Here is a 19,696-nt window from a genome sequence, read left to right on the forward strand (position 1 = left end):
TGTCAACCGGGGTTAAGTCAAGACGGCGTTGGGGTTGGAGTTGGCCATATCGGTCCCTTTTCGCCGATCTTTGCTCCGATGGCAGAACTGAGGCAGAGAGGCGAATCGGTTGGCTCGCTGGACGTCATGGCACAGCTGCGAGAAGCCAGGCGAAAGCCATGGAGTCTGGCCATGTCAAGCTGAAGGGAGCTCATGGGGAAAGTTCCAGGGTTTTCAGATTATGTGGGGAGTTGCCAGTTGGTGTCAACCTGTCCTGCTGCCTGTGACGCTCGGCCGGGCTTGAAGTCCTCTTGAATGCCTGCCGAGTGAAAGCGAATCTCAACGCTCGAAGCTGGTGTTCCGCTGAGAATCTGAGTTTCGCGGTCGGCCAGATGTTCCAGTCTTGCCACTGTCAACGGTCTTCCGAAGCGCTGTTCGCTCAGCAGCCAGTAGAGGCCGAAGTGTCTGGCTTCGCTTGCCAGCAGATCGCTGTAGAGCTCACACAGTTCAGGATCCGGAGTGTGGCTGGCGAGCAGCCCCATGCGCTCGTGGCTGCGGGCCTCAATCAGTCCGGCCACCAGGAAGCTATCGAGCATGCGTTCGGGTTCCTGCCGGCGAATTTCCTGGGCGAGAGAGGCTCCATAGGGGGGGGCCGGCAACGCCCGCAAGCTGATGCCACGCCGTTGAAGCAGGGCCAGGACACGGTCGAAGTGCTGCAATTCCTCTTGAATCAGGGGGCTCAGCACGGCGGCAAGCTCGGTGTCTGAGGGATAGCGGAACATCAGTTGCAAGGCCGCGCCGGCTGCTTTGCGCTCGCAGTGGGCATGGTCGATCAGCAGCAGATCCGGGTGGGACAGCGCTTTCTCAAGCCAGCTGTCACTGCTGGGCCTTGCCAGCCACTTCACACGGGTGAACTCCGATGGAGCGGTGACGGTCATGCTTGAGTCAGACGAAGGTGATCCACCAGGCCTTCCAGGGCGAGCCGGTAGCTGGTGTGGCCGAAACCGCAGATCACTCCAACGGCCCGATCGGCCAGGTGCGAGTGGTGGCGGAAGGGCTCTCGGGCATGGGTGTTGCTCAGGTGCAGTTCCACGAAGGGAAGGGCCACAGCGAGCAGGGCATCCCGTAAGGCGATCGAGGTATGGGTGTAAGCCCCGGCGTTGATCAGAATTCCGTCAGTGTCGTCGCGAGCGGCCTGGATCCGATCCACCAGGGCTCCCTCATGGTTGCTCTGGTAGCAGTCGAGCTCCACCCCGAGGGCGACCGCCTGATCCTGCAGGGATGCATTGATCTGCTCGAGGCTGCGGGTGCCGTAGAGGCCTGGTTCGCGGCTGCCCAGCAGGTTGAGGTTCGGGCCATGGAGCACCAGCACTCGCACCGAGAGTTCCACCACTGGATGGGACTCGATCGTATCGGGCCCGGGCGGACTGGACCGCGGCCTCCGGTGGGGGCGGCAGGCCGGCTGGTAAGTTCTTGGGGTGTGGTTCGGGTCGGTGCCCGAGTGGTTAATGGGGGCGGACTGTAAATCCGCTGGCTCTGCCTACGTTGGTTCAAATCCAACCCGGCCCATCCACCACACGCCCTTGTAGCTCAGCGGTAGAGCACTCCCTTGGTAAGGGAGAGGTCACGAGTTCAAGTCTCGTCAAGGGCTTTGATGTTTCGTTTCCCGAAAGACGGACGAAGTTGTTTTTCTGACCTGTTCAGACGGGTATCGCTGTTTTCAGATCAGGCCACCTGGGAATGGTGGCAGAGTTCGCCATAGAGCTGTTCCAGGCTGTCGATGTTGGCGGCCAGGGTGTAGCGCTCCATGGCCCGCACCCGGGCCCGGCGCCCCAGCTCCTGGGTCAGCACGGGCTGATCCCGCAGCACCGGCAACAGGGTACGCAGCTGGGTGGTGACGCCCTGGGTGCTGATCACGATGCCGGCGCCCTCCGCCAGCACCTCGCCATCGGCGCCGGCATCGGTGGCCACGCAGGCCGTGCCGCTGGCCATGGCCTCCAGCAAGGCCAGGGAGAGGCCCTCCACCAGGGAGGGCAGCAGAAACACCTCCGCCAGCTGCTGCAGGGCCACCCGGCGCTCCAGGCTGGGCTCGAAACCCCACCACACCACATCAGGGTCACTGCTGCTGCCCTGCAGAGCAGCCCGCACGGGACCATCCCCCACGATCACCAGCACGCAGCCGCGGGGCCGCACGAGGCGCCAGGCCCGCAGCAGAGCCTCGACGTTCTTCTCGGTGGCCACCCGGCCCATGTAGAGGAAGACACGGCGGCCGGCGAAGCGTTGTTGCAGGGCCGCCAGCTCCGGACTCGGTGACACCGAAGCAGGCCGCCACGTGGCCGTGTCGACGCCATTGGGAATCACGGCCAGCCGTTCGCGCCGCACCCCCAGCCGGATCAGCACCTCGGCCTGCAGCTCCGAGAACACGATCACCCGGTCGTAGCGGGCCAGCGACGGGGCATACAGCTGATAGGTGAGCTGCTGCGTGCCTCCGGCCAGATTGCGCAGGCTGGCGTCAAAGGCGGGATGGAAGGTGGCCACCAGCGGCAGATCCAGCTGCTGGCAGAGATCGGGCAGCAGGAAATCCAGCGGCGAGAGGGTGAGACTGGCGTGCACCACGTCGGGACGCAGGCGCTCCAGGGATTCCCGCAGGGCTCGCTGAGCCCCCAGCGAGGGGATGGTGTACACCTGCGACTTCATCAGGTAGGGCAGAGCGACCTCCGGGTTCTCCTCTGCCAGGGTCACCGTCGGGTTGGTCTGGACCAGGGCAACGTTTCCCCCCCCGCCTGTCGCCGGCCCGCCTGACTGCAGCGCGGCGCTTGCCTTGCGCGCCCTCTCATTGGCCATGCGGTTGCGGGAAGCACTGCCGAACTCAGGCAGGCTCAGGCCCGTGGCCGGGGTGTCGAAGTGGATGAAGCTGATGCCATGCCCCCGCTGCCGCAGGGCATAGGTGGTGGTGAGCCCGTAGGTGACGTTGCCGCAGAACGGTGATTTCTTGCCAAGCCAGGCAATATGTGCCACCGATCACCTGCAACAGCAGGGGTTGACGCTAGCAGCGTTCATCGGGCTGCCTCAGGGTTCGGCTGCCAGGGGGCGCTCAGGCTCAGCGGCCTTCGGCGCGCCAGGGCTGCTCCACCACGGCGGCCAGCAGGGCGATGGCGGCCAGTCCCCACAGCACCGGCAGCAGGCCGTAGCGACTCACCACCGTGCCCGCCAGGACCAGGGGCAGGCTCAGGGCGATGTTGATCAGGTTGTTCTGCAGACCGAACACCTTGCCCCGTTGGGCCTCGGGCGTGTCCTCCTGGATCGTGGTCTGGGCGGGGATCGCCAGCAGCGCCGCGCCCACCCCCAGAAGGCCACAGAGCAGCAGGGTGAAGACCAGGCTGCCGCGCAGCTGGCCCAGCAGCACCAGGCACCAGGCGATCGTGCCCAGGCCGGTGGAGGCCAGCACCCGCCGGTTGATCCCATGGCCCAGCTGCGCCATGGCCAGGGCCCCCACCGCCAGGCCCACGCCGCTCATGGCCAGCAGAACACCGAACCGGGTGGGGCCCAGCCCCTCCACCCCCGAGGCCAGGCTGATGGCCAGCACGTAGAGGGCCGCCAGCAAGCTGTAGAGCAGCACCAGATGCACCATGGCGGTGCGCACGCTCGGTCGGGCCCGCAGCACCTGCAGGCCATCGCCGATTTCCTGCCAGACCGTGGTCTGTCGATCCAGCTGGGGTTTCTCCTGCAGCTGGATGGTGCTGATCGCCACCGCCGCCAGCCCGTAGCACAGAGGCAGCAGCAGAAATTCCCCCCCCCGAATGCCGAACTGGGCCAGGCCGCTGCGCAGCAGCCGCAGGATCGGATCGCCGAGGGCAAAGCCCAGGATCGTGGCGGCCATGCTGGTGGCCTGATACAGAGAATTGGCCGCCAGCAGCAGCGGGCCGGGCACCAGCAGCGGGATCACGGCCTGTTCCGCCGGCGCGAAGAACTGGGTCAGCACCGATTCCAGGAAGGTCATGGCCACCAGCCCCCAGTACCCCCAGCTGAGGCCGAACCAGACCGGCCCGGGGATCAGGCAGAGCGGCGCCAGCAGCACCAGGGCGGCCCGAAGGGCGTTGGAGGCCACCATCACCCGCCGTTTCGGCCAGCGATCCGCCCAGACACCGGCCACGGTGCCCAGCACCATGGCCGGAATCGTGTTGGCCACGTAGATGCCGGTGGCCAGCAGAGTGATCACCTGGGCGCGGGTCTCCACGTCCATGCGCATCACCGCCGCGGCCTCCGCCAGCGCCGGATTGGTGCCGGGGGTGTCCGTGACCCAGTACTGGGCGATCAGGAACACCATCAGCACGATGTAGAACTTGTCGGCCAGCTGCGAAAAGACCTGGCCGATCCACAGGCGCCGGAAGCCCGGCAGCGCCAGCACGGCCTGCAGTCCGGTGGCGCGGCCGCCAGCTCCTGGAACGTTGGGGGCGCTCACGCTGGCGCTGCGGGTCGTGTCATGCGGCTTCATGTTGCCCCAGGGCCGTCTGGCCCGTCCCGACGCAGCAGGCGCCAGGCCCGCGGTCGGCGGCTGAGGTGTTCGCCGCACCAGATCTCCAGCAGCGCCAGCAGGTGCAGCCACACCGGCTCGGGGCCGAGCAGGGTTCCATCGCGGCGGCGGGGCAGCTGGGGCCGGGGCAGACGCTGCAGCAGGGCGACTTCCGAAGCATTGAGCACCACCCGGGCGCCCGGCAGCGCCCCCACCACCAGGCCTTCGCCCGGCAGCAGGCTGCAGCGCCACTCCCAGTTGCCCACGGGCGGTTGCAAGGCTGCACCGCTGCGGGCGCAGTGCTGCAGGGGCAGGCCGTAGCCCCCCAGGGCCAGCAGATGGACACTGCCCTGCACCGCGATGGCCAGAGCCTCGGGATTGGGGGAGTGCTGCCGCACCACCTCTTCCAGACGGCCCAGCTGCATCAGCAGATCCCCCAGCAGACCGGGCACCGGCAGGTGCTCAGGCACCAGCAGGGAGGCCAGCTCCAGCAGCGACTGGGCGGCGGCCAGGGTCTCGAGCCGTTCCCCCAGCAGGGTGTAGTTGTGCAGCACCTCCAGCTGCCGCACCCGCTGCAGCCCCCGGCCTCCGCTCACCTGCAGGGTCAGGTGGGCCAGAGGAACCGCGGCCGCCAGCCGACTGCGGGGCCGACGGCCACCGGGCACCGCCAGCCGGCAGAGGCCCTCCTCCTCACTGATCAGGGTCAGCAGGCGATCGTGTTCGCCCAGGGGGCGGGCACTCAGGGCCAGGCCTTCAAGACGGCGATCCGGCACGCTGCGCCTGCATCAGGGCCACGCCACGGCTCGTTCCCAGTCGGGCGGCGCCGGCCTCCACCAAGGCCCGAGCCTGCTCCAGATCCGTGATGCCACCGGAGGCCTTCACCGCGGCCCGGCCGCGGGCCAGGTCCCGCAGCCGACCCACCTGGTCTGTGGTCACGGGCGGACCGAAGCCACTGCCGGTCTTGAGGAAGCGGGCACCGGCATCCAGGCTCACCTCCACCAGCAGCTCCAGCGCCTCCGGCTCCAGACGGCCCACCTCGAGAATCACCTTGATCGGCAGGCCCAGCTCCGCGATCGCGGCCAGATCATCGTGCAGGCTGCCGCTGTCCCGGTCGATCAGGGCACCGAAATCGGGCACCACATCGAGCTCATCCGCCCCGGCGGCGGCGGCGGCTTCCGCCTCGGCTCGCTTGATGGCCGCCGGCACGGCACCGAAGGGAAAGCCCACCACCGAGATCAGCTTCACCGGCCCTCCGATCGGCAGGTGCTCGCGGGCCGACGCCACCCAGCGTGAGGCCAGGCAGACGCCGGCAAAGCCGAAATGGCGCGCTTCCTCGCAGCAGCGCTGCACTGCAGCCACGCCCTGCAACGGGTCGAGCAGGGCGTGGTCGATCAGGGGAGCAAGGTCGGGCTGCTCGCGCAGGCTGGAGCGATCGCGGGCCATGGCCGATTACACCGGTGGAACGACCGGCAGAAGCCGGCCGTGGGTTCGCTCAGGTGGGGGGTTGCTCAGCTCAGGGTCGATCAGGCGTCTCTGGGCTGAATCACACCAAAGCCGCCGTGGTTGCGGCGATAGACCACCTGAATCTGGCCATCGTCGGCATCGCGGAACACGTAGAAGTCGTGGTCGATCATCTCCAGCTGATGCAGGGCATCGTCCAGCTTCATCGGCGGCATGGCGAAGTACTTGCGCCGCACAGCGGGAGCAGGCAGCTCCGGTTCCCGGCCTTCGGTGAGGGAGTGATCGACCGAGAGCTCGCCCACGATCTCTTCGGTGCCGGGGGTGGTGCTGGCCCGGTGACCGGAGCTGTGGTGATGGTCATGCTGCCGGTCCATGAACCGATGCAGCTGGCGGCTCAGCTTGCTGGCCACCAGATCGATGCTGGCATAGAGGTTTTCGCTGCGCTCCTGGGCGCGGATCACCGTGCCGTTGGCATACATCGTCACCTCGGCGGTCTGCTGGGGGACGCGCGGGTTGCGGGCAACGGACAGATGCACGTCCGCCTCCTTCACCATTCCCTCAAAGTGGTTGATGGCGCGGGTCAGCTTGGCTTCGGTGTATTCCCGGATGGCCGGGGTGACATCAAGATTGCGGCCATGAATCAGGAGTTTCATGAGCTTGGACCGCCTCCGGTTTCTCGGCTTGCTCCAACGCTACGAAAGCCAGTGCCCCAGATCCGGAACGACGCAATCCTTTTTGAAACCGCCGCTGCAACGGCCGATCCGGTGCCGTTTCTGCAGGCTTGGCAATGGCAGCAGCAACTGCAGGCCCGCCTGCTGCAGGATCCCGACGGCCCCGATGCCGTGCTGCTGGTCCAGCATCTCCCCTGCTACACCCTCGGCCGCGGCGCCGATCCGGCCTTCCTGCGGTTCGACCCGGCCGATCCGCCCCTGCCCACCTATCGCATCGATCGGGGCGGTGAGGTGACCCACCATGCGCCCGGCCAGCTGGTGCTCTATCCGGTGCTCAACCTGCAGCGCCACGGGGCCGATCTGCACCAGTACCTGCGGCAGCTGGAGGAGGTGGTGCTCCGGGTGCTGGCCCGCCTGGGATTGCGGGGCGAACGGCTGGAGGGGCTTACGGGGGTGTGGCTGGACGGGCGCAAGGTGGCGGCGATCGGAGTGGGGGCCCGGCGCTGGATCAGCCAGCACGGCCTGGCCCTGAATGTGGACGGGCCCCTGGAGGGGTACGGGGCGATCGTGCCCTGCGGCCTGAGCGATCGACCGGTGGGGCGCCTGTGCGACTGGATTCCCCAGCTCACGGTCGCCGCGGTGCAACCCCTGCTGATCGCGGCCTTTGCCGAGGTGTTCGATCTGCAGCTGCGGCCTCCACTCCCGGCAGAAGCGCTGCAGGGGTGGTAATCGTGGGCGCCAACGCCCGTCGTTTCCACCATGGTTGCGCCCGCCGAGATCCACTGGAGCGGCAGTGAACAGGACCGGCAGGCCCTGGAATCCCGCACCGACTGGAGCCATCTGCGCGGCCTCGAGGAGCTGTGGCCGGCCCTCGACTCTCTGTATGGCGAGGCCCTGGCCCTGGAGGCCCCCCACGCCGATCCCGCTGAAAGCCTGAGCTATCGCCAGCTGCGCCGCGGCATCGAGACGGCGGCCGCTGGCTTTGCCGCCCTGGGGGTGAAACCCGGCGATGTGGTGGCGCTGTTTGCGGAGAACGGCCCCCGCTGGCTCCTGGCCGATCAGGGGCTGATGCGCGCCGGCGCTGCCGATGCGGTGCGCGGCAGCTCGGCGCCAGCCGAAGAGCTGCGCTACATCCTCGACGACTGCGGTGCCAAGGGATTGGTGGTGGAGTCGGCAGCGCTGCTGCAGAGCCTCGATCTCGGCCCGGAACGACTGGCCAGGCTGCGCTTTGTGGTGCTGCTCTGTGGCAAAGCCTCCAGCAGCCAGGCCCTTGATGACCAAGCGCACGGCGGTGGGGCCGGCGATGGGGCGCCGCCCTGTCTGTCCTGGGAGGACTTTCTGGATCGCGGAGCCCAGGCGCCGCCCCCAACACCCCCGGCCGGGGGCGAACAGCGTCTCGCCACCCTCCTCTACACCTCGGGCACCACCGGCCAGCCCAAGGGGGTGCCGCTCAGCCACGCCAACCTGCTGCATCAGCTGCGCCACCTCGGGGTGGCGGTGGCCCCCAGCCCCGGCGATCGGGTGCTGAGTGTGCTGCCGATCTGGCATGCCTACGAGCGCAGCGCCGAATACTTCCTGCTCTCCTGCGGCTGCCGCCAGACCTACACAACCCTGCGCCATCTGCGCCAGGACCTGCAGGTGGTGCGGCCCCAGTACCTGATCAGCGTGCCGCGCCTCTGGGAGGCCCTCCTGTCTGGGTTTGAGGATGCCCTTGCTGCCATGCCCGCCTCACGCCGGCGCCTGCTGAACCTGGCCCTGGCGAACGGCCGCCGCTACTGCCTCTGTCGCCGTCAGGCGCTCGATCGCACCCTGGAACCCGAGCCGCCGCTGCGCCGCGTGAGCGCCGCCCTGGAGGTCGGGCTGCGCTGGCCCCTGCAGCGGCTGGCGGACACCCTGTTCTGGCCGAAGGTGCGCCAGCAGCTGGCCGGCGGACAGCTCCGCACCGCCATCAGTGGCGGCGGTGCTCTGGCTCTGCATGTGGATGGCTTCTTCGAGGTGATCGGAATCGAGCTGCTGGTGGGTTACGGCCTCACCGAGACCAGTCCGGTGCTCACCTGCCGGCGACCCTGGCTCAACCGCCGCGGCAGCTCCGGCCAGCCCCTGCCTGGAACGGCCCTGCGGATCGTCGATCCCGAGAGCGGCGCCCTGCTGCGCCTCGGCGAACGCGGCCGGGTGCTGGCCCGCGGGCCGCAGGTGATGGGCGGCTACTTCGGCAAACCGGACGCCACCGCCAAGGTGCTCGATGCCGAGGGCTGGTTCGATACCGGCGATCTGGGGCGGTTACTGGCCGATGGCTGTCTGGTGCTCACCGGCCGCGCCAAGGACACGATCGTGCTCAGCAGCGGCGAGAACATCGAACCCGGCCCCCTGGAGGAGGCCCTGGTGGAGAGTGCGCTGGTGGAGCAGGTGATGCTGGTGGGACAGGATCGTCGCCAGCTGGGGGCCCTGGTGGTTCCGCGCCGGGAGGCCCTGGCCGCCTTTGCCGCGGCGGCGGGCCTGCCCCCGCTCAACCTGGATCCGGACACCCCACTGGAGCCGGTCGATCCAGCGCTGCTGCGGGCTCTCAAGAGTGAGTTCAACCGAGTTCTGGCGGCGCGGCCAGGCTCAAGGCCCGATGAGCGCCTGGCGGGGGTGGCACTGGTGGCCCCCTTCACGCTCGACAACGGCCTGCTCACCCAGACCCTCAAACAACGGCGCGACCGCATCGCGGCCCGCGATGACGCGGCGATCGAGGCGATCTACGCAGGCTGACGTCGCGAGCCCAGCCGCTCAGCCTGCGGCCTAACAGTGCGGCGAACCGGCGTTGACCTTGGATGCGGGGGCTGAGAGGGTGGACGCTGCTTTTGCTCGCCCATGGCCAACGGCCCCAGCCTCTCGATCAAGCGCACGATCACGGTGCGCGCCGTGGTCACGCCCCGCTGGAAGGAGGACGCCGAGCGCGAGCTCAGCAACGCCGTGCAGATGAGCGATCAGCAGCTGGCCCAGCTGGAGCAGGAAGGCCAGCAGCTGATCGATGAGATCCGCCGCCAGAGCCTCAATCCGCTCGATCCCCGCGTCCAGGAGCAGGTGGGCTCGGTGCAGCAGCAGGTGGGGCAGAAACGGGCGGAACTGGAAGAACAGAAGCGACAGATTCTGGAGCAGCAGCGCCAGGTGCGTGACCTGGAGATGGAGCAGATCGTCGAGCAGGGCCAGCTCGAAAGCTTCTGTGATGTGCAGGTGGGCGACAACCTGGTGGAACGTCTGCAGGCCTCTGTGCTGGTGCGCGATGGCGTGATCGAGGCCATCGAAGGCGTCTGAACCGCTGGCTCCCCGCGCGACTCGTAAAATCCGCGAAACGCGCGGCGGACTTTGGCCACCCACGACATCTTCATGCCTGCCCTCAGCTCCACCATGACGGAGGGCAAGATCGTGGAGTGGCTCAAGAAACCCGGTGATCGGGTCGAGCGCGGCGAGTCGGTGCTCGTGGTCGAGTCCGACAAGGCGGACATGGACGTGGAATCCTTCAACGAAGGCTTCCTGGCCGCCGTGCTGATGCCCGCGGGCGGCACAGCGCCGGTGGGCGAGACCATCGGCCTGATCGTGGAATCCGAGGCTGAGATCGCGGAAGCGGCTGCGAAGGCTCCTGCAGCTCCCGCCGCAGCGGCGGCGCCCGCGGCGCCGGCCCCTGCCGCTGCCCCGCCTTCCGTGCCAGCAGCCCCTTCCGTGCCGGCCGCCCCTGCAGCTGTGGCCAAAGCGCCCCCCGCACCTGTGGCGGCTCCGGTGGCTGCCGCTGCGGTCTCCCAGCTGGCTTCCTCCTCCGCGGCGGCCGCCGATGGCCGCGTTGTGGCCAGCCCCCGCGCCCGAAAACTGGCCACTCAGCTGGGGGTGGCGCTGGAGAGCCTGCGCGGCAGCGGTCCCCATGGCCGTATTCAGGCCGACGACGTGCTGGCCGCCACCGGCCAACCGGTGAGTGTGCCCCGGGTCGCCGAGGGCTCGGCCGCCGCGGTGAGCGTGGCCGCGGCTGGTGCTGCCGCTGGCAGTGCTGCCGCTGGCAATGGTGCTGGCGCAGCCCCCGCTGCAACTCCCGCCCCGGCGGGACAGGCCTTCGGCCGACCCGGTGAAACCGTGGCCTTCAACACCCTCCAGCAGGCGGTGAACCGCAACATGCTGGCCAGCCTGGAGGTGCCCTGTTTCCGGGTGGGCTACACCATCACCACCGACAAGCTCGATGCCTTCTACAAGCAGGTGAAGAGCAAGGGCGTCACCATGACGGCCCTGCTGGCCAAGGCCGTGGGTGTGGTGCTGGCCCGCCATCCCCAGGTGAATGCCGCCACCACCGAGGCCGGCATGACCTACCCCGGCTCCGTGAATGTGGCCGTGGCCGTGGCCATGGAAGACGGCGGCCTGATCACCCCGGTGCTGGCCTCCGCCGACAAGACCGACCTCTATTCTCTCGCCCGCAACTGGGCCGATCTGGTGGCCCGGTCCCGCACCAAGCAGCTCAAGCCGGAGGAATACAGCACCGGCACCTTCACGCTTTCCAACCTGGGCATGTTCGGAGTGGATCGCTTCGATGCGATCCTTCCCCCCGGCACCGGCGCCATCCTGGCTGTGGCGGCGTCGCGTCCCACGGTGGTGGCCGGCAAGGATGGCGCGATCCGTGTGAAGAACCAGATGCAGGTGAACCTCACCTGTGATCACCGCACCATCTATGGCGCCCACGCCGCCGCCTTCCTCAAGGACCTGGCCCAGCTGATCGAGACCAACCCCGAAAGCCTGGCCTTCTGAGCGATGGCTCCATGGACCTGATCCGGCGGCTGTTCGGCAAGCCTCTGCCACGCAGCGAGGCGGAAGCTGAACGGCTGCCCAGCTACGAAGCCCTGCCGATCCTGTCGTCCGATGCCCTCTCCTCCGTGGCCTATGCCACCGAGGCCGCTCTGGGGGTTCTGATCCTGGCCGGCAGCCGCGCCCTGGAGCTGTCACTGCCGATCACCCTGGCGATCATCGCCCTGATCGCCGTGGTGGTCTTCTCCTTCCGCCAGACGATCGAGGCCTACCCCCAGGGCGGCGGCTCCTATGTGGTGGCCCGCGAAAACCTCGGCACCGCCGCCAGCCTGGTGGCGGCCGCTTCCCTGCTGGTGGATTACACCCTCACAGCGGCGGTGAGCCTGATGGCGGGAACCCAGGCGCTCTCCTCACTGCTGCCGGGCCTGCTGCGCCACGAGGTGGCCTTCGCCCTGCTGCTGTTGCTGCTGGTGGGCTGGGCGAACCTGCGTGGTGTCCGGGAGGCGGGACAGGCCTTCGCTCTCCCCACCTACGCGTTTGTGCTGATGGTGGCGCTTCTGGCCCTCGGCGGACTGCAGGACCTGGTCTTCCACCATGGCTTCCAGCCCGATCCCCCCCCGCTGATTCAGGCGGTGGAGCCGCTGGGGCTGTTTCTGATCCTGCGGGCCTTCAGTTCCGGTTGTTCCGCCATGACCGGCATCGAGGCGATCGCCAACGGGGTGAAGCTGTTCCGCCAGCCGGCGGCGACCCGGGCGCGGGCCACGATGCTGGTGATGGGGCTGATGCTCGCCGCGATGTTCTTCTGCGTGAGCGGCCTCGGCTTCCTCTACGGCGTGGCCCCCGATCCGAATCGCACCGTGCTGGCCCAGATCGGCCTGCGGGTGTTCGGGGCCGGCAGTCCACTGCTCTGGGCTCTGCAGATCACCACCCTGCTGATCCTGGTGCTGGCGGCCAACACCGCCTTCGCCGGCTTCCCACGCCTGGCCGCGATGCTCGCCCAGGACCGCTTCCTGCCCCGTCAGATGGGCTGGCTGGGGGATCGGCTGGTGTTCCAGAACGGCATCACCACCCTGGTGCTGGCCACCGCCGTGATCATCGTGGTCTGCCGGGGTGACACCACCGTGGCGGTGAACCTCTATGCCCTGGGGGTGTTCATGGCCTTCACCCTGTCCCAGACGGGCATGGTGGTGCTGTGGTGGCGCCAGCGCGGCCCCGGCTGGCACGGCCGGCTGCTGATGAATGCCCTGGGGGCCATCACCACCTGCGTGGTGCTGGTGGTGATCGTGCTGAGCAAGTTCAGCGAAGGAGCCTGGACCGTGGTCATCGCCATCCCGCTGCTGGTGGCGCTGCTGGCCCGGATCCGGCGGCGCTACCGGCGGGTCTACGCCGAAATCGCCGTGCAGCCCGATCAGGTCCAGCCGGTGCGGCTGCCGCAACGCCATGAACCGATCGGGAACCGCAGCATCGTCTGGCTCACCGGATTCAGCCGCCCCAGCCTCGATGCCCTCCACTACGCCGCCCGGGTCTCTGATCAGGTGGTGGCGGTGTGGGTGCTTTCGGAAGACGATGATCCAGCCGCCATCCAGGCCGACTGGCTGCGCCTGGTGGGGGACGAACCCCAGGTGGAACTGCGGCTGGTGGACAGCCCCTTTGCCTCCTTGATCCAACCCTTTGTGGCCGTGGTGGAAGCCGAGGAGAACCGCTACCCCGCCTCCAGCCTCACGATCGTGATGCCGATGGCGATTCCCCGCTACCGCTTCGACAGCCTGCTGCTCAACCAGCGCGCCATCAACATGCGCCAGGCGCTCGATGCCCAGCACAACCGAGTCTTCACCGTGGTGCGCTATTACTTGCCGGCCTGATTCCCGATCGGCGGTTGCAGCCCCTCTCCTCTCGTTCTGCGGTGTCCCCCCTGGGAGGTCCCGAAGATCGCGCCCTGTCCAGCTATGGGTTCGAGCTGCCGCCCGAGCGCATTGCCCAGCGCCCCGTGGAGCCCCGCCATGCGGCCCGCCTGCTGGCAGTGGAAGCCGATGCGGGCTGTCGCCACCGCACGGTCTGGGATCTGCAGGAGGAGCTGCGGCCCGGTGATCTGCTGGTGGTGAATGACACCCGGGTGCTGCGGGCGCGGCTGCAGGCCCGCCGGGCCGGCAGCGGCGGCGCCGTGGAACTGCTGGTGCTCGAACCGCGGGGGGAGGCCCGCTGGCTCTGCCTGGCCTGTCCGGCCAAGCGCCTGCGCCCCGGTGACCAGCTGGAGCTGCTGGCCGAAGGGCAGCCGCCCCTGGCTGTGGAGGTGCTGGACAGCGATCCCGACACCGGTGGCCGCATCGTGCAGTTTCCGCCGGAGTGCACCGATGCCGCCGGCCTCGAGCCGCTGCTGCTGGCCTACGGCGCGATCCCACTGCCGCCCTACATCCACGAACACGACGCCAGCGATAACGAGCGCTACCAGACCCGCTACGCGGCACGGCCCGGTGCCGTGGCGGCCCCAACGGCGGGTCTGCACCTCAGCGATGAGTTGCTGGCTGCATTGGAGAGCCGCGGCGTGCAGCGAGCCACCGTGACCCTGCATGTGGGGCTGGGCACCTTCCGGCCCCTGGAAGACGAAGACCTCAGCCAGCTGGAACTGCACAGCGAATGGGTGGAGGTGAGCCCGGAATTGGTGGAGGCGGTGCGGGCCTGCCGCGAGCGCGGCGGGCGGGTGATCGCCGTGGGCACCACCAGCGTGCGCAGCCTCGAGGGGGTGGCCGCCCTGCATGGCGGCGAGCTCCGTCCCCATGCCGGCCCGGTGAACCTGGTGATCCAACCCGGTTTCCGCTTCGCGGTGGTGGAGGGTCTGCTCACCAATTTCCATCTGCCCAGGAGTTCGCTGCTGCTGCTGGTGAGTGCCTTGATCGGCCGGCAGCGGTTGCTGGATCTGTATGGCGAGGCGATTGAACAGAACTATCGCTTCTTTTCCTATGGCGACGCCATGTGGATTCCGCCGGAGGCGGTGCTCAAGGTCTGATCGAGGCGGCACTCAAGGTCAGACGCACGACGAATCAAGACATGGAAAGCCTTGAGGCACAGCCAACACAGCTTGGTTGGATCAAGGCAGAGACTGAACTGAAAACAGACTGAGCCAACAAAAAAGCCCCCGAAAGACTCGGGGGCTCACTGAAGACTGCTTTCGCAGCAATCGTTTTAGCAAAATAGTCTTGAGTCGGGAAAACTTTCGCTGAATTTCCTTCGGCCAAGTTTTCTCGGGAAGAGGGATCAGGCCGCTGCCAGGTTGGCCGCCACGAAGTCCCAATTCACCAGCTTGTCGAGGAAGGTGGTGATGTAATCAGGGCGACGGTTCTGATAATCGAGGTAGTAGGCGTGCTCCCACACGTCCATGGTCAGCAGCGCCTTCTGACCGTGGGCCAGGGGCAGATCGGCATTGGCGGTCTTGGTCACCTTGAGGGTGCCGCCATCCAGCACCAGCCAGGCCCAGCCACTGCCGAACTGGGTGGCGCCGGCAGCCTTGAAGGCCTCGACAAAGGCCTCGAAGCTGCCGAAATCAGCGGCGATCTTGTCGGCCAGGGCGCCGCTGGGAGCACCGCCACCGCCGGGCTTCATGCACTGCCAGTAGAAGCTGTGGTTCCACACCTGGGCGGCGTTGTTGAACACACCGGCCTTGCTGGCATCACCGGCCACGGCCGTGATCACGTCGTCCAGGCTCTTGCCTTCCAGATCAGTGCCGGCCACCAGGTTGTTGAGGTTGGTGACGTAGGCATTGTGGTGCTTGCCGTGGTGAAACTCCAGGGTCCGGCTGCTGATATGGGGCTCGAGCGCATCGAGTCCATAGGGCAGCGCGGGCAGCGTGTGAGCCATGGGGGAAGGGAAAGGGCTTGGGAAAAGCCTGCCGCAGGAGGGCCGGGCCGGTCAGTTGTGGGCTCGGTGCCGCCAGGGCAGGACGGGATTCAGGCTCGATGGAGCCTTGTCAGAGGCATCCTAACGATTGCTACAGGTTTTCGATGTCAGGCGCCTCTCCGGCAAAGGCCTTGGCGTTCAGTGTCCAGCAACCAAGGCCTCAGCTGCCGATCCGCAGCAGTTCCACCTCGAAGATCAGGGTGGCGTTGGGGGGAATCACACCACCGGCGCCCCGTTCGCCGTAGGCCAGATCAGCGGGAATCACCAGCTTGCGCTTGCCACCCACCTGCATGCCGGCCACGCCTTCGTCCCAGCCGCGGATCACCCGGCCGGCGCCGAGGGGAAAGGAGAAGGGGCCGCGACCGTAGCTGGAGTCGAACTCCTTGCCGCTTTCCAGGGTGCCGCGGTAATTGACCACGACCGTCTGACCGCTCTGAGCCTCGGGGCCATCACCGATCACCAGGTCGGTGATGCGCAGGCCACTGGGGGTGACCCGCTCCTTGGCAGCGTCCATGGGACCTCCGAGGGAAGACGCTCCCTGGGCCAGGGCCGCATCGGAGGAGCTGGAGATCGGCGAATCAGAAGCCATGGCAAACAGGGTGGGGTTGGGATCGTTGGGGTCGAGTTCCAGCGGTGCCTGCACAACGGCCCGAGCGGTCCGGCTCACCTCTGGGGCGTTGAGGGCCTGAGCCGCCAGACCGGTGCTGGCTGCTGCCGCGTTGGTCACGGCCACTGCCGGACTGGCTGATGCTTCGGCCACGGAAGACTCGGCACTGGCCGCGCCGATCACGGTGGAGGGGGCCACCAACTGGCTCACGAAGGCCACCATCAGGCAGGCCACGAACACCGCCGAGCTGATCAGGATGTCGCGCATGGGGCAGCTGGCAAGGAACAGGTGGGCTGCGCCGATTCTGCCTCCTGAACCGTTCGCCCCCAGGCGGTGCCGGCTGGCTCAGTCTGGGGTGTCGGCACTGATCTGGCGCTGCCGCAGGGCCTGCTCCAGCCGGTCGATGCGTCCCCGCAGCTCATCCAGCTCCCGCTGCCGTGCCAGGCCCAGATCCTCAAGCAATTGATCGCGGTTGCGCTCCAGCTGCCGCTCCGCCTGTTGCTCCAGCTCCGGAGTTTCGCCGCGCAGGGCCTTGAGCACGTCCTCCACCAACGCGGAGGCCTGGCCGGGATCGAGCCGACCGCTGCGGACCCAGTCCTGACTCACCAGGCGCAGCCTGTCTCCCACCAGCGATGTGGTGCCGAGGCCGCGCAACAGCAGCATCTGCAGCAGGTTGCCCTGGTCCATGGATCGGCTGCTTTCTTGTTCTGAACAGATTGGCCGTTCCTAGGCTCCACCGCCATGGGAGCAGACCGGTGTCGCTGGTGGATCGGAGCGGCTGTCGCCGGTGCCGGGGCAGGGTTGGCTCTGCCGCCCTGGGGAGCTGCCTGGCTGCTGTGGCCGGCCCTGGCGCTGCTCTGGGCCCTGCCGCGTTCGCCGCTTGGCTGGCGCGGCGGCTGGGCCTGGGGCGCGGCGGCGGTGCTGGTGAGCCACCGCTGGCTGCTCTGGCTCCATCCCCTCGACTGGGTGGGGGTGCCCCTGCCCCTCAGCCTGCCCCTCTGCCTGCTGCTCTGGGGGTTGTGCGGCCTGGCTGGGGCCCTGCTGGTGGCCCTGTGGCTGGCTGTCTTGATGCGTCTGGAGGGCTGGTGGGGAGGCGGTGGTCTCGCGGCCGCGATCACCGCCGCGGCGCTCTGGGGACTGGCCGAGGTGCAACTGGCCCGCGGCCCGCTCTTCTGGATCGGCCTGGGGGCTTCAGCCCTGCCGGGTGATCGCGCCCTGGCGGCCTGGGCGAGCCTCGGCGGCGCCGGCCTCGTGGCGGCGTTGCAGCTCCTGATCGCCTGGCTGCTGTGGCGCGTTCTGCTGCTGTTGGTCCGCCGGCTTTGGTCTGAAGGGATCGCTGCGCTGCTGAGCTGGCTCCTGGCCGTCCTTCTGCTGCATGGTGTGGGAGCCGCCCTGCTGCGGGCTTCCGAGCAGGCCCCAGCTGCCCAGGCAGCGAATGCCACCCAGTCCCCATCGGCATTGCCGGCACCGGCCCATGGCCAGCGGCTTCTGGTGGTCCAGCCGGCGATTCCCACCCGGCAGAAATTCGAAGCAGCCCAGCAGCAGCAGCTGCTGCAGAGGCTGGCGGCAGCACAACAGCTGGCCGTGGCGGCAGGGGCAGCCGGGGAGCCGATCGATGCGCTGCTGTTGCCCGAGGGTGCCCTGCCGCTGGATCAGCCCCTGCCTGATCCAGCACCGAGCGAAGTGCTCAGCGGCGGCTTTCGTCGCCAGGACGCGGAGGTGCGCAGCAGCGTGCTGCGCTTTGCGCCTGGCGATCAGGCTCGGCCCAGCGGCTGGATCGATAAGGCCCGGGTCGTGCCGCTGGGGGAATGGGTCCCCCTGGCCCACCTGTGGCGCTGGAGTGGCCTCTCGGCGGTGGGGGGGATCACACCGGGGGCGCCGTCGCGGCTGCTGGAGAGGCCCGGCGGGGCGATCGGGGTGGCGATCTGCTACGAGATCGCCGACGGTGTCGGTCAGCGAGCCGCGGTGGCCGCCGGGGCACAGTGGCTGCTGGCCAGCGCCAATCTCGACCCCTACCCCGCCCAGCTCCAGGGCCAGTTCCAGGCCCTGGCCCAGCTGCGGGCCCTGGAAACAGGTCGCTGGCTGGTGAGTGCGGCCAACACCGGACCCAGCCTGGTGGTCGACAGCTCCGGTCGCCTGCGCACCGCCCTCCCCCCGGGCAGGCCGGTCACGACGGTGCTCGGCCTGGAGCCGCGTGACGCCATGACCCCCTATGACCGGTTCGGGGAGCTGCCGTTGCTGGGGCTCGCCCTGGCTGGAGGGGCCTGGGGCACGCTTGGCTACCGGGTGGTTCCGAGCAACGGGTCCAGGTCCACGTGGGCTTCGAAGGCATCGGCGAGGCGATCCAGCAGCGCGTCGCGCTGACGGCCGTGGTGGGGCTGGTGCTCGCTCAGGGGGGGAAGACCGCGGCGCCGGCGCAGCTGGTTCAGCCAGCGCCGCCGCCAGGGTCCGTTCTCGAAGACGCCGTGCAGGTAGGTGCCCGCCACTTCGCCGCCCTGCTCACCAGCCGAACGCCACCAGCCCAGCCCTGCCTCTGCCGCCAGGGGGGCGCAGGGGCCAGGGCCAGGGCCCGATTGCAGGAGTTCCGTGCGGCCGTGGTGCAGCTCGAAGCCCTCCAGCCGCAGCGGGTCTCCCGGTGGCCAGAGCGCGGTGCTGTGGCGCTGGCGCAGGGTCTTGGCGGGGCTGAACGTGGTGGCCAGCGGCAACAGGCCGAGGCCTGGCAGTGTGCTGGTCGAGACCCCTGGCGTGGCGCCTTCGAGACCCTCGGGATCCTGCAGCCGCTGGCCCAGCATCTGCAGCCCGCCGCAGAGGCCGAACACCTGGCCGCCGCCGGCCAGGTAGGCGGCGATCTCCTCGCTCAGGCCAGCCGCCTGCAGGCCGGCCAGATCGCGCAGGGTCTGCTTGCTGCCCGGCAGGATCAGGGCATCGGGCCGGCCGAGCGCCTCGCCGGGCCGGACCCAGCGCAGCTGCACGCTGGGTTCGGCTTCGAGCGGATCGAGATCGGAGAAGTTGCTCAGCGATGGCAGCCGCAGCACGGCGATCTCCAGCTCGGCACCGCTCTTGCGGCCGCGCCGCTCCAGCAGATCGAGCGAGTCTTCCGGTGGAAACAGCTCCTCCAGCCAGGGCATCACCCCCAGCACGGGCAGCCCGGTCTGGGCCTCCAGCCAGCTCCGACCGGCATCGAACAGCTCCCGCCGTCCCCGGAAGCGATTGATCAACAGACCCCGGATCAGCGGGCGCTCCACCGGACGCAGCAATGCCAGGGTGCCGACGATCTGGGCGAAGACACCACCACGCTCGATGTCGGCCACCAGCAGGCAACGGGCCCGCAGGAACTGGGCCAGGCGCAGGTTGGTGAGATCGCGGGCCTGCAGGTTCACCTCCACCGGGCTGCCGGCTCCCTCCAGCACCAGCCGGCCGCCAGGGTGCTGCTGCTGAAGCTCCGCCAGGCCCTGGCGGATCGCCCGCCAACCGGGCCGGAACCAATCGCGGTAGTAGTGCTCGGCCCGGGCGGTGCCCACCGAGCGGCCCATGTGGATCACCTCGCTGGTGCTGTCGCCCCGCGGCTTGAGCAACACCGGGTTCATGGCCGCCAGGGGCTCCAGCCCCGCGGCCCAGGACTGCAGGGCCTGGGAGTAGGCCATCTCGCCGCCGGCCGGATCCACCCAGGCGTTGTTGCTCATGTTCTGCCCCTTGAAGGGCACGGGCGTTTCACCGCGACGCTTCAGTACCCGGCAGAGGGCGGTGGTCATCAGCGACTTGCCGGCCCCGCTGCTGGTGCCCAGCACCATCAGCGGCGGCAGGGAGGCT

At 68.6% G+C, this 19,696-nt stretch carries 18 protein-coding genes and 2 tRNA genes; 9 read left to right on the forward strand and 11 right to left on the reverse strand.

Annotation, left to right across the window (positions count from 1 at the left end):
• Nucleotides 1-218: 218 nt before the first annotated feature.
• Nucleotides 219-917 (reverse strand): tRNA-(ms[2]io[6]A)-hydroxylase, encoded by a 699-nt coding sequence (locus H8F26_RS12775; RefSeq protein WP_197154495.1) that lies wholly within the window; start codon nucleotides 915-917, stop codon nucleotides 219-221.
• Complete coding sequence (gene aroQ, locus H8F26_RS12780) at nucleotides 914-1,357, reverse strand: type II 3-dehydroquinate dehydratase (RefSeq protein WP_197154497.1); 444 nt, start codon at nucleotides 1,355-1,357, stop codon at nucleotides 914-916. Before aroQ ends, H8F26_RS12775 begins: the two co-directional genes overlap by 4 nt.
• A 109-nt stretch (nucleotides 1,358-1,466) precedes the next feature.
• Between aroQ and H8F26_RS12785 the strand changes: the two genes are divergently transcribed.
• Nucleotides 1,467-1,548: transfer RNA gene (locus tag H8F26_RS12785), tRNA-Tyr, on the forward strand.
• A 10-nt stretch (nucleotides 1,549-1,558) separates the two neighbouring features.
• Nucleotides 1,559-1,630 (forward strand) — tRNA-Thr (locus H8F26_RS12790).
• Nucleotides 1,631-1,704: 74 nt separating this feature from the next.
• Here H8F26_RS12790 and H8F26_RS12795 read toward each other — a convergent pair.
• The 5 genes from H8F26_RS12795 to hpf all read right to left on the reverse strand — a co-directional run bounded on the left by H8F26_RS12795 (nucleotide 1,705) and on the right by hpf (nucleotide 6,606).
• Nucleotides 1,705-2,997, reverse strand: coding sequence for a glycosyltransferase family 4 protein (locus H8F26_RS12795; protein WP_231597828.1), 1,293 nt, complete (start codon nucleotides 2,995-2,997; stop codon nucleotides 1,705-1,707).
• An 82-nt stretch (nucleotides 2,998-3,079) separates the two neighbouring features.
• Nucleotides 3,080-4,474, reverse strand: coding sequence for an MFS transporter (locus H8F26_RS12805; protein WP_197154499.1), 1,395 nt, complete (start codon nucleotides 4,472-4,474; stop codon nucleotides 3,080-3,082).
• On the reverse strand, nucleotides 4,471-5,265 hold the full coding sequence (gene recO, locus H8F26_RS12810) for a DNA repair protein RecO (RefSeq protein WP_197154507.1): 795 nt from the start codon (nucleotides 5,263-5,265) through the stop codon (nucleotides 4,471-4,473). The genes H8F26_RS12805 and recO overlap by 4 nt, the downstream gene beginning before the upstream one ends.
• Nucleotides 5,246-5,935: a deoxyribose-phosphate aldolase gene (gene deoC / locus H8F26_RS12815; RefSeq protein WP_197154509.1), complete on the reverse strand. Its 690-nt coding sequence runs from the start codon at nucleotides 5,933-5,935 to the stop codon at nucleotides 5,246-5,248. Before deoC ends, recO begins: the two co-directional genes overlap by 20 nt.
• Nucleotides 5,936-6,015: 80 nt before the next feature.
• Nucleotides 6,016-6,606 carry a ribosome hibernation-promoting factor, HPF/YfiA family gene (gene hpf, locus H8F26_RS12820; RefSeq protein WP_197154518.1) on the reverse strand — a complete coding sequence of 197 codons (591 nt, stop codon included), beginning with the start codon at nucleotides 6,604-6,606 and terminating at the stop codon, nucleotides 6,016-6,018.
• Nucleotides 6,607-6,657: 51 nt separating this feature from the next.
• Here hpf and lipB point away from each other — a divergent pair, with 51 nt between their 5' ends.
• From lipB to queA, 6 genes are all read left to right on the forward strand, one after another.
• Nucleotides 6,658-7,353 carry a lipoyl(octanoyl) transferase LipB gene (gene lipB / locus H8F26_RS12825; protein WP_231605183.1) on the forward strand — a complete coding sequence of 232 codons (696 nt, stop codon included), beginning with the start codon at nucleotides 6,658-6,660 and terminating at the stop codon, nucleotides 7,351-7,353.
• A gap of 30 nt (nucleotides 7,354-7,383) precedes the next feature.
• Nucleotides 7,384-9,375, forward strand: coding sequence for an AMP-binding protein (locus tag H8F26_RS12830; protein WP_197154522.1), 1,992 nt, complete (start codon nucleotides 7,384-7,386; stop codon nucleotides 9,373-9,375).
• A 102-nt stretch (nucleotides 9,376-9,477) separates the two neighbouring features.
• Entirely contained in the window at nucleotides 9,478-9,921 is a 444-nt protein-coding gene (locus H8F26_RS12835) for a YlqD family protein (RefSeq protein WP_197154524.1), read from the forward strand.
• 51 nt (nucleotides 9,922-9,972) lie between these two features.
• Entirely contained in the window at nucleotides 9,973-11,391 is a 1,419-nt protein-coding gene (locus H8F26_RS12840; protein WP_197154526.1) for a dihydrolipoamide acetyltransferase family protein, read from the forward strand.
• An 11-nt stretch (nucleotides 11,392-11,402) separates the two neighbouring features.
• A complete protein-coding gene (locus H8F26_RS12845) occupies nucleotides 11,403-13,250 on the forward strand; it encodes an APC family permease (protein ID WP_197154528.1) in 1,848 nt (615 codons plus the stop codon).
• A 50-nt stretch (nucleotides 13,251-13,300) separates the two neighbouring features.
• The gene (gene queA, locus H8F26_RS12850) at nucleotides 13,301-14,392 is read left to right on the forward strand and encodes a tRNA preQ1(34) S-adenosylmethionine ribosyltransferase-isomerase QueA (protein WP_197159197.1); all 1,092 of its coding nucleotides are present in this window, start codon (nucleotides 13,301-13,303) and stop codon (nucleotides 14,390-14,392) included.
• Between the two features lie 248 nt (nucleotides 14,393-14,640).
• Here queA and H8F26_RS12855 read toward each other — a convergent pair whose 3' ends face one another.
• The 3 genes from H8F26_RS12855 to H8F26_RS12865 all read right to left on the reverse strand — a co-directional run bounded on the left by H8F26_RS12855 (nucleotide 14,641) and on the right by H8F26_RS12865 (nucleotide 16,573).
• On the reverse strand, nucleotides 14,641-15,240 hold the full coding sequence (locus tag H8F26_RS12855) for a superoxide dismutase (protein WP_197154530.1): 600 nt from the start codon (nucleotides 15,238-15,240) through the stop codon (nucleotides 14,641-14,643).
• Between the two features lie 199 nt (nucleotides 15,241-15,439).
• Nucleotides 15,440-16,153 carry an FKBP-type peptidyl-prolyl cis-trans isomerase gene (locus tag H8F26_RS12860; protein WP_197154532.1) on the reverse strand — a complete coding sequence of 238 codons (714 nt, stop codon included), beginning with the start codon at nucleotides 16,151-16,153 and terminating at the stop codon, nucleotides 15,440-15,442.
• A 78-nt stretch (nucleotides 16,154-16,231) separates the two neighbouring features.
• Entirely contained in the window at nucleotides 16,232-16,573 is a 342-nt protein-coding gene (locus H8F26_RS12865) for a phasin family protein (protein ID WP_197154534.1), read from the reverse strand.
• Between the two features lie 54 nt (nucleotides 16,574-16,627).
• On the opposite strand from H8F26_RS12865, the gene H8F26_RS12870 reads away from it, so the two are divergent.
• Nucleotides 16,628-18,250 (forward strand): nitrilase-related carbon-nitrogen hydrolase, encoded by a 1,623-nt coding sequence (locus H8F26_RS12870; RefSeq protein WP_197154535.1) that lies wholly within the window; start codon nucleotides 16,628-16,630, stop codon nucleotides 18,248-18,250.
• Here H8F26_RS12870 and H8F26_RS12875 read toward each other — a convergent pair.
• Complete coding sequence (locus H8F26_RS12875; RefSeq protein WP_197154537.1) at nucleotides 18,166-19,677, reverse strand: cobyric acid synthase; 1,512 nt, start codon at nucleotides 19,675-19,677, stop codon at nucleotides 18,166-18,168. The genes H8F26_RS12870 and H8F26_RS12875 overlap by 85 nt on opposite strands.
• Nucleotides 19,678-19,696 lie beyond the last annotated feature (19 nt).

This window comes from Synechococcus sp. CBW1006 (genome assembly GCF_015840525.1).
Taxonomy (GTDB): Bacteria; Cyanobacteriota; Cyanobacteriia; order PCC-6307; family Cyanobiaceae; genus CBW1002.